This is a genomic window from Paracoccus sp. PAMC 22219 (genome assembly GCF_000787695.1).
Classification (GTDB): Bacteria; Pseudomonadota; Alphaproteobacteria; order Rhodobacterales; family Rhodobacteraceae; genus Paracoccus.
In genome coordinates this window covers 1-7,594 of sequence record NZ_BBPH01000194.1, presented here as the reverse complement: position 1 = coordinate 7,594, position 7,594 = coordinate 1, and the positions used below count along the sequence as shown (strand labels likewise).

8 protein-coding genes are annotated in these 7,594 nt (G+C 68.8%); 3 read left to right on the top strand and 5 right to left on the bottom strand.

The window, feature by feature from the left end; all coding sequences use genetic code 11:
• The 3 genes from TY51_RS18020 to TY51_RS18015 form a co-directional block, all read left to right on the top strand.
• Window positions 1–2,196 (top strand): cytochrome c oxidase subunit I (locus TY51_RS18020; protein WP_307537992.1); only part of this gene is annotated, 2,196 nt, incomplete at its 5' end.
• On the top strand, window positions 2,172–2,462 hold the full coding sequence (locus TY51_RS23725) for a hypothetical protein (protein ID WP_231559131.1): 291 nt from the start codon (window positions 2,172–2,174) through the stop codon (window positions 2,460–2,462). The genes TY51_RS18020 and TY51_RS23725, both read left to right, overlap by 25 nt.
• Complete coding sequence (locus TY51_RS18015) at window positions 2,459–2,767, top strand: hypothetical protein (RefSeq protein WP_042252285.1); 309 nt, start codon at window positions 2,459–2,461, stop codon at window positions 2,765–2,767. The genes TY51_RS23725 and TY51_RS18015 overlap by 4 nt, the downstream gene beginning before the upstream one ends.
• Here TY51_RS18015 and TY51_RS18010 read toward each other — a convergent pair.
• The 5 genes from TY51_RS18010 to TY51_RS17990 form a co-directional block, all read right to left on the bottom strand.
• Entirely contained in the window at window positions 2,764–3,888 is a 1,125-nt protein-coding gene (locus tag TY51_RS18010) for a zinc-binding dehydrogenase (protein WP_042252287.1), read from the bottom strand. The two genes, TY51_RS18015 and TY51_RS18010, sit on opposite strands and share 4 nt — an antisense overlap.
• 64 nt (window positions 3,889–3,952) lie before the next feature.
• The gene (cysW, locus tag TY51_RS18005; RefSeq protein WP_042252282.1) at window positions 3,953–4,756 is read right to left on the bottom strand and encodes a sulfate ABC transporter permease subunit CysW; all 804 of its coding nucleotides are present in this window, start codon (window positions 4,754–4,756) and stop codon (window positions 3,953–3,955) included.
• The gene (cysT, locus tag TY51_RS18000; RefSeq protein WP_042252281.1) at window positions 4,753–5,601 is read right to left on the bottom strand and encodes a sulfate ABC transporter permease subunit CysT; all 849 of its coding nucleotides are present in this window, start codon (window positions 5,599–5,601) and stop codon (window positions 4,753–4,755) included. The genes cysW and cysT overlap by 4 nt, the downstream gene beginning before the upstream one ends.
• On the bottom strand, window positions 5,598–6,590 hold the full coding sequence (locus TY51_RS17995; RefSeq protein WP_042252278.1) for a sulfate ABC transporter substrate-binding protein: 993 nt from the start codon (window positions 6,588–6,590) through the stop codon (window positions 5,598–5,600). The genes cysT and TY51_RS17995 overlap by 4 nt, the downstream gene beginning before the upstream one ends.
• A 145-nt stretch (window positions 6,591–6,735) precedes the next feature.
• The coding region (locus TY51_RS17990) for a sulfate/molybdate ABC transporter ATP-binding protein (protein WP_231559130.1) at window positions 6,736–7,594 on the bottom strand (859 nt) is incomplete at its 5' end.

The window sequence follows — 7,594 nt, the reverse complement described above, 5'->3', positions numbered from 1 at the left end:
GCGCTGCACCGTCAGCTGGACCGCACTTGGTCGGACGAGCCGGGCTGGCGGGGCTTCTTCACCTCGGTCAACCACGGCACGATCGGACTGCGCTTCATGGCGACGTCCTTTGTGTTTTTTGCCATCGGCGGCGTGCTGGCGATGCTGATCCGCGCGCAGCTGGCGACCCGCAACGGCGCCTTCCTGGATGTCGAGCTGTACAACCAGATCTTCACGATGCACGGCAGCATCATGATGTTCCTGTTCGCCATCCCCATGCTGGAGGGGCTGGCGCTGTGGCTGCTGCCCAAGATCCTGGGCGCGCGAGACATGGCGTTCCCGCGGCTGTCGGCCTTGGGATACTGGTGCTATCTGTTCGGCGGCACGGTGATCGTGCTGTCGCTGGTGGCGGGCGTGGCCCCCGACGGCGGGTGGTTCATGTATGTTCCGCTGGCCGACCGCACCCACACGCCGGGCATCAATGCCGATGTCTGGCTGCTGGGCGTGACCTTCGTCGAGATCAGCGCCATGGCCGCCGCGGTGGAAATCACCGTGACCATCCTGCGCTGTCGCGCGGCCCACATGCCGCTGACCCGGATGCCGCTGATGGGCTGGTACCTGCTGGGCACGGCGGTGATGATGCTAGTGGGCTTTCCGCCGCTGATCCTGGGCTCGATCCTGCTGGAGGTGCAGCGCGCCTTCGACTGGCCGTTCTTCGACATCGCGAGGGGGGGCGATCCACTGCTGTGGCAGCACCTGTTCTGGCTGTTCGGCCACCCCGAGGTCTATATCATCTTCCTGCCCGCCGCGGGCGCGCTGTCGACGATCATCCCGATCATGTCGCGCACCACCATCCTGGGTTACGGCGCGATCGTCGCGGCGATCGCGGGGCTGGTGTTCCTGTCGTTCGGCCTGTGGGTCCACCACATGTTCACGGTGGGCATCCCGCACATGGCACTGGCCTTCTTCAGCGCGGCATCGGCGCTGGTGGCGGTGCCGACCGCGGTCCAGGTCTTTGCCTGGATCGGCACGCTGTGGGACGGCAAGGTGAGCTTCCGCCTGCCGATGCTGTACGTGATGGGGTTCTTCATCACCTTCGTCCTGGGCGGCCTGACCGGCGTGATGCTGGCCATGGTGCCGTTCAACTGGCAGGCGCATGACACCGCCTTCGTCACAGCCCACCTGCATTACGTGCTGGTCGGCGGGTTCGTCTTTCCGATGCTGGCCGCGGTCAGCTATTGGATGCCGATGATCTGCGGGCGCTGGCGGGTGAGGGGCCTGGGGGAATCGGCCTTCTGGCTGATCCTGATCGGCTTTCACGGCACCTTCTTCCTGATGCACCTGACCGGCCTTCTGGGTATGCCGCGCCGGATCGCGGTCTATCCCAACAACCCGGAATGGGAATGGCTGAACCTGATCTCGTCGATCTTCGGCATGATCATGTCGGCAGGGTTCGCGCTGTTCGCCTTTGACGTGGTGATGCAGTGGCTGTTCGGGCGGCGCAGCTGGCGCAACCCGTGGGGGGCGCCCACGCTGGACTGGGCGATGCCGGTGCCCGCGCCGTCCTACAACTTTGCGTCCCTGCCGGGCCCGCGCCAACCCGATTCCAGTGCACTGCTGCCCTTGGCGCGGGGCGAGGGGCTGCTGCCCGGCGCCCCCCGCGACCTGCGCGAGACGCTGGCTCTGGATGCCGGCAGCGGACGGCCCGACCATGTCGCCGTGCTGGCCAAAAGCACGATGCTGCCCCTGCTGACCTCTGCCGCCATCGGCAGCTTCTTCGGGGCGGTTCTGGCCGGGCTGTACTGGCTGGCGCCGGTGGGCATCGTGCTGACGCTGATCGCGGCGTGGAAATGGGGCGACATCATGGGATCGACCACCGATCACTCCGATGTGCAGGTCGCGCCCGGCCTGACCCTGCCGCTGCACTGGCAGACGCGCAACACGCTGGCACGCACCGGCACGGTGGCGCTGCTGCTGGCGGACGGGACGCTGTATGCGTCGCTGCTGTTCGGGGTGGGCTTTCTGTCGGTCGTGGCGCCCGGCTGGCCCGCGCCGGCCAGCGGGTTGTCCACCCTGCCGATGGCGGGTGCGGCCGTGCTGGCGCTGGCCGCGATGGCGATCGGCCTGTTCGCCGCCCACCGGGCCGAGGCGCTGCGCGACCGCGCGGCGGGCACCACCTGGCTGGTATCGGCTTGGCCGCCTGCCTTGTGGCGCTGATGGCGCTGGTGGCGCTGGTCTTCGGGCTGGACGATCCGCGGCGCCATGCGCGTGACGCGCTGCGTGCGGTGATCCTGGGCTTTGCGGTCTTTCACGGCGTGATCGCCGCGATGCTGGCGCTGCGCAGCCTCGCCGATGCCCGCGGCGGACGGACCAGCTGGGCGCGCCGTGGGGCCGCCCCGATCTGGCAGCTGTTCCAGTCTTTCTGGCTGGGCACGTCGGCCGTGTCGCTGACCCTGGTCGCCGCCCAGGAGGTGCTGTCATGACCTGGCTGTGGCGCGCCCTGGCCGGGCCGATCCTGTGGGCCGTGATGTTCTCGCTGGTCTATGCGCTGCACGGCGCGGGCTGCCATCTGGGCTGGACCGACCGCCCCGCGCCCATCGCCGACTGGCACCACATGGCGATGTGGCTGGCTTGGGGCGCGGGGCTGGCGCTGCACCTGGTGCTGATCCGGGTCATGCCCGCGGGCAGGGGACGCCCGCGGCAGCTGATCACCATGGGGGCGTGGATCGGGTTCGTGTCGACCCTGGTCACGCTGTTCCCGGTGATCGCGACCTCGACCTGCGCCTAGGGGCGCGGGCCGGTGATCAGGTATTTCGCCCCCGTGGCCTTGCGGACATAGGCGCGGGCCGCATCGGGCGACAGCGCCTCGCGCAGGGTCAGGCGTTCGGAATAGTGGCTGGCAAAGGTCGTGGTCATTTCCGCCGCGACCCGTTCGCGCATCTTCTGCGTGACCGCCTTGTCGGTGCGGCGCAGCATGTGGAACAGCAGCCAGCCGCCGATGCCCCAGCTGAACCCGAACCCCCGGCGCAGCATCGTCGGCCCCGTGTCCAGCGCGCCATAGACATAGACCTGCTTCATCACGTCCGACCCGTATCGGTCATAGCTGTCCATCTTGCGCGCGACCACGGCCTCCATTGCGTTCAGGATGGTGCTGGTCATCTCTCCGCCGCCGATGGCGTCGAATGCCAAGGTCGCGCCGGTGGCCTCGATCGCCTGTTCCAGATCGGCGCGAAAGCTGTCGCTGCTGCTGTCGACGACATGGACCGCACCAAGATCGCGCAGCAGCCGGACCTGATCGGGGCTGCGCACGATGTTGACCAGACCGATCCCGTCATCCTTGCAGATGCGTACCAGCATCTGGCCCAGGTTCGACGCGGCGGGAGCGTGGACGATGGCGCTGTGCCCTTCGGCGCGCATCGTCTGGACGAACCCAAGCGCGGTCAGCGGGTTCACGAACAGCGACGCGCCCTGTTCCGCGGTGGCCTCATCGGGCAGCACGATGCAGGCATCCATCCCGATCAGGCGCAGGTCGGCATACATCGCGCCGCCGATCATCGCCACGCGCTTTCCGACCAGATGGGACAGGTCGGGACCGGCGGCGATGACGGTGCCCGCGCCCTCGTTGCCGACGGGCAGCGACTGGTCGATGCGGGCCTTCATCGCGGGCATCGCGGCGGGGGGCACCGTTGCGGTCAGGACCGGGGCGTCGGGCGTGCCGGATGCGGTCAGGCTGTCCATGTCGGCGGGGCCGAACAGCAGCCCCAGATCCGACGGGTTGATCGGTGCCGCCTCGATCCGGACCAGCAGCTGGCCGGGGCCGGGCTCGGGATGAGTGACGGACTCCAGATGCACCCGCAGCGTTCCGTCCGCCGTGATCGTCGATCTCAGTTCCAGGCCGTGATGGGTCATGATATCCTCGACATATGCGTTGGACGTCAGGGTATGCCCCGCGCCGCGCCGGGGCAAGCGGGGCTCAGCCGCGCCGCCCCTCCAGCACCGCCTTGAGGACCAGCGCGACCAGCGCCAGCAGGGTCAGCGTGGACGCGGCCGCAAAGGCGCCGACCGCGTTCAGGTCATTGAACAACAGCTCGATATGCAGGGGCAGCGTGTTGGTCTGGCCGCGGATGTTGCCCGACACCACGGACACGCCCCCGAACTCGCCCACCGCGCGCGCCGTGCACAGGACCGCGCCATACAGCAGCGCCCATTTGATGTTGGGCAGGGTCACCCGCCGGAACACCTGCCAGCCCGACGCACCAAGCGTCACCGCGGCCTGTTCCTGATCGGTCCCCTGCGCCTGCATCAGCGGCAGCACCTCACGCGCGACGAATGGTGCGGTCACGAACATCGTCACCAGCACGATGCCGGGCAGCGCGAACATCACCTGCAGGTCGACCTCGCGCAGCCACGGGCCCAGCAGGCCCTGGCGGCCATAGAGCAGCAGATAGCAGATCCCCGCAATGATCGGAGAGATCGAGAACGGGATCTCGATCATGGTGACCAGGATGCCCCGGCCCCAGAATCGGTGCTTGGCCACCGCCCACGCGGCGGCGATGCCGAACGCGATGTTCACCGGCACCACGATCAGCGCGACCAGGCTGGTCAGCCAGATCGCGTGCAGCGTGTCGGGATGCAGGATGTTGTCGGCATAGACGCGCCAGCCTTCGGAAAAGGCGCGGGCAAAGATATAGACCAGCGGCGCCACCACGATCAGCAGCGTCATCACCACGGCCAGCGTGACCAGCAGGCGGCCCGACCGGCGGGGACGCGGCGTCATCGGGTGGCCCCGCGGTGGCGGGCGGCCCAGGATTGTAGGATGTTCGACACGACCAGCAGCACCAGCGCAAAGCCCAGCAGGACCAGCGCGATGGCCGCGGCACCGTTATAGTCGAACTCCTCCAGCCGGATGAAGGCCAGCAGGGCGGCGATCTCGGTCTGTCCGGGCAGGTTGCCGGCGATGAACACGATCGCGCCGAATTCCCCCAGGGACCGCGCGAAGGCGGTCGTACAACCGGCCAGCCAAGCGGGCAGGATCGCCGGAAAGACCACGCGGGTGAACGACTGCCACGGCGTCGCGCCCAAGGTTTCGGCGGCCTGTTCCAGCGCCGGGTCTAGATCCTCCAGCACCGGCTGGACCGTGCGGACCACAAAGGGGATCGAGGTGAAGGCCATCGCCAGCGCGATGCCAAGCACCGTATAAACCACCGGCACGCCCATGGGGTGCAGCACCTGCCCGAACCAGCCGTTGGCGGAAAACAGCGCCGTCAGCGACAGCCCCGCCACCGCGGTGGGCAGCGCAAAGGGCACGTCCATCAGCGCGTCAAGGATGCGCTTGCCAGGAAAGTCGTGGCGCACCAGCACCCAGGCCATCAGCAGGCCATAGACCGCATTGAAGGCCGTGGCGATCGCCGCCGCCGTCAGCGTGACGCGGAACGCGGCCAGCGCCCGGTCGCTGCTGACGATGGCCCAGAACCCCGCGGGCCCGATCTGCGCGCCCTTCAGGATCAGCGCGGCGATGGGGATCAGCACGATCAGCACCAGGTACAGCAGCGTCGTGCCCAGGCTCAGCGTGAAGCCGGGCAGGACGCGCTTGGCACGGATCGGGGCAGTAGCAGTGGTCATCGGTTCACGAAGACCTGGTCCAGGATCGCGCCGTCGGCCAGATGCTCCACGCGCACGCGGTCCCATCCGCCAAAGACGTCGTCCACGGTGACCAGTTCGACCGGGGCCTGGGCGTCGGCGAATTCCGCGGCGACCGTCTCGTCGGTGACGCGGTAATAGTTGTCGGCCAGGATGCGCTGCGCCTCGGGGGTGTACAGCCAGTCCAGATAGGCGGTGGCCAGATCGGTGGTGCCGTTGTCTTCGGCATTCTCGGCCACCACGGCCACGGGGAAGGCCGCGAACAGGCTGATCGACGGCGTCACGCGCTCGAACCCCTGCGCCTCGTACTGGGCGGCGATCTGGCCGGTCTCGGCCTCGAAGGTCACCAGCACGTCGCCGATGCCGCGTTCGGCGAAGGTCTGGGTGGCCGCGCGCCCACCGGTGTCGAAGACCGGCACGTTGTCAAAGATGCCGCGCACGAATTCCTGCGCCGCCGCCTGGTCGCCGCCGTTCTGCGCCAGCGCATAGGCATAGGCCGCCAGATAGGTGTAACGCGCATTGCCGCTGGTCTTGGGGTTGGGGAACACCGGGGCCACGTCGTCGCGGGCCAGGTCGTCCCAATCCTCGATCCCCTTGGGGTTGCCCTCGCGCACCAGGAAGGCCGGCAGCGAATAATAGGGCGACGCCCCGTTCGGCAACGCGTCGCGCCAGTCCTCGGGCAGCAAGCCCGATTCCGCCAGCACGTCCACGTCGGTCTCCTGGTTGAAGGTCACGACATCGGCGGGCAGCCCCTCCAGGATGGCGCGCGCCTGGCGCGACGATCCGCCATGCGACATGTCGATGGTCAGGCTGCGCCCGGTCTCGGCCTGCCATTTTTCGGCAAAGACGGGGTTCAGCGCCTCGAACAGCTCGCGTGCGATGTCATAGCTGACGTTCAGCAGCTTGTCCTGCGCAAGGGCGGGACCGGACAGGGTCAGGGCGAAAGCGGTGGCGATCAGGGGCAGTTTCATCAGGCGGTTTCCTTGTGCAACGGGGCATCGGCAAAGATCGTGGCGGCTTGGGCCTGCAGGGTGACGGGGGCACCGCGGGTCAGCGCGGGGGCGCCGCGGCGGGGCATCTGGATTTCGGCCTCGGCCCCCTGCGGATGGGTGACGGTCAGGCGCAGGTCGGCGCCGGTGCTGGCCAGGGTCTGGACGCGCCACGGCCCGTCGGCATCGGGGGCGACGCGCAGATCGGCGGGCGCGCGAACAGCTGCGCCGGACCGTCGCGCAGGGCGACGGGCGGCAGCGCGGACAGATCCAGCCCCGGCCCCTGCGCACGGCCCGCCGTCACGGTGACGGGCAACTGGACCGTGGCGCCCATGAAGCGCGCGACAAAGGGCGTGGCGGGGGCGTCGTGGATCTGGTCGGCATGGCCGATCTGCTCGATCCGTCCCTCGCCCATCACCACCACGCGGTCGGCCAGCTCGAACGCCTCCTCCTGGTCGTGGGTGACAAAGATCGTGGTCGATCCGGTGGCCTCGTGCACCCCCCGCAGCCAGCGGCGCAGGTCGCGGCGGATCGCGGCGTCCAGCGCACCGAATGGTTCGTCCAGCAGCAGCACCCGCGGCTTGATCGCCAGGGCACGCCCAAGCGCCACCCGCTGACGCTGCCCGCCCGACAGCTGACCCGGAAAGCGGTCGGCCAGATGGTCGATCTGCAGAAACGCCATCAGCTCGTCCGCGCGCGCGGCGATCTGGGCGCGGGTCGGACGCTGGCCACGCGGCTGCACGGACAGGCCGAAGCCGATGTTGTCGCGCACGGTCATGTGCGGAAACAGGGCGTAGTGCTGAAACACGAAGCCGATGCGCCGGTCGCGGGCGGCCAGCGCCAGCCAGTCCTGCCCCTCGACCTGCAGCTGCCCGGCATCGGGCCATTCCAGCCCCGCGATGATCTTGAGCAGCGTGGTCTTGCCTGACCCGGACGGGCCCAGCAGCGCCAGCAGCTCTCCGGGTTCGACCGACAGATCGATCCCG

Coding starts and splice junctions, on each gene's coding strand:
- TY51_RS18015 (WP_042252285.1), top strand. CDS start 2,459: ATGACCTGGCTGTGGCGCGCCCTGGCCGGGCCGATCCTGTGGGCCGTG.
- cysW (WP_042252282.1), bottom strand. CDS start 4,756: ATGACGCCGCGTCCCCGCCGGTCGGGCCGCCTGCTGGTCACGCTGGCC.
- TY51_RS18010 (WP_042252287.1), bottom strand. CDS start 3,888: ATGACCCATCACGGCCTGGAACTGAGATCGACGATCACGGCGGACGGA.
- cysT (WP_042252281.1), bottom strand. CDS start 5,601: ATGACCACTGCTACTGCCCCGATCCGTGCCAAGCGCGTCCTGCCCGGC.
- TY51_RS17995 (WP_042252278.1), bottom strand. CDS start 6,590: ATGAAACTGCCCCTGATCGCCACCGCTTTCGCCCTGACCCTGTCCGGT.